This window comes from Alcanivorax sp. HI0044, assembly GCF_001634945.1.
In genome coordinates this window covers 1-830 of the sequence record NZ_LWEZ01001569.1, presented here as the reverse complement: position 1 = coordinate 830, position 830 = coordinate 1, and the positions used below count along the sequence as shown (strand labels likewise).

General features: G+C 61.6%; 1 protein-coding gene. It reads right to left on the bottom strand.

Annotated features, from left to right (window positions below; translation table 11 throughout):
* Positions 1 to 795 (bottom strand): fatty acid desaturase (locus A3730_RS23620; protein WP_063539107.1); only part of this gene is annotated, 795 nt, incomplete at its 3' end.
* Positions 796 to 830: the final 35 nt, after the last annotated feature.

The window sequence follows — 830 nt, the reverse complement described above, 5'->3', positions numbered from 1 at the left end:
CTGCTGGCGGGCGGGTTCCCACTGCAAAAGCACGTTTTCGGTGATCAGGTGGTCCGGAATCCGGTGGCGGATTTTGGCGTGCAGGTCCGGCAGTTCACTCCAGTGCAGGCCGGGCAGCATGTGATGGGCCGTGTGGTAGCCCAGGTTCCAGGAGGGCAGGTTGTAGCGTTTCAGTTCCACATTGCGCGAAGCGTGGAAATGGTCGTCGTAGCCGGTGCCGGCGTGTTGCCCGTAGGTATTGTCCAGCAACATGAACAGCATGCTGATCATGGGAATCAGGAAGACGATAAAGGCGTTGCGCGGGTCCAGCATGAAGGCGGCGGCCAGCGGGATATTGGCGAGCACCAGCAGACGCAGGAAGCGACGGTACAGTGCCGGATGCTGGCGACCGATGCGGTGGATTTCCGGGTAGATGCGCAGGGTGTTGACCAGCACATAGCGCCAGCGTGGCATCAGGTTGCCGTCCGCCTGCTGCCAGGGGGACGGGTCGTTGTCCGGGTCCAGATAGAGCTGGTGGTGGCCGATGTTGTGGTGCAGCGTCCAGCTCAGCGGGCTGGTGCCGGTCTGCAGGTACATGACCATTTCGAACAGCCGGTTTAGCGGGCGCTTCACGAAGGTGTTTACGTGGTGGTGGTTGTGGCAGATGGCGCCACAGGAGACCTGCACCGGCAACAGGGCAAGCATGCCCAGCCAGGTGGCCAGCCCCTCGCTGAAGAAAAACAGGCCAAGCTGGATGCTGAATACCGCTAACACCAGAGCAACGGCGAGCCGGTCTGCTCTATAGCGTACTACCATGAGAATCACCCTGGGCCCGGCGGCGTCTTTGAGAG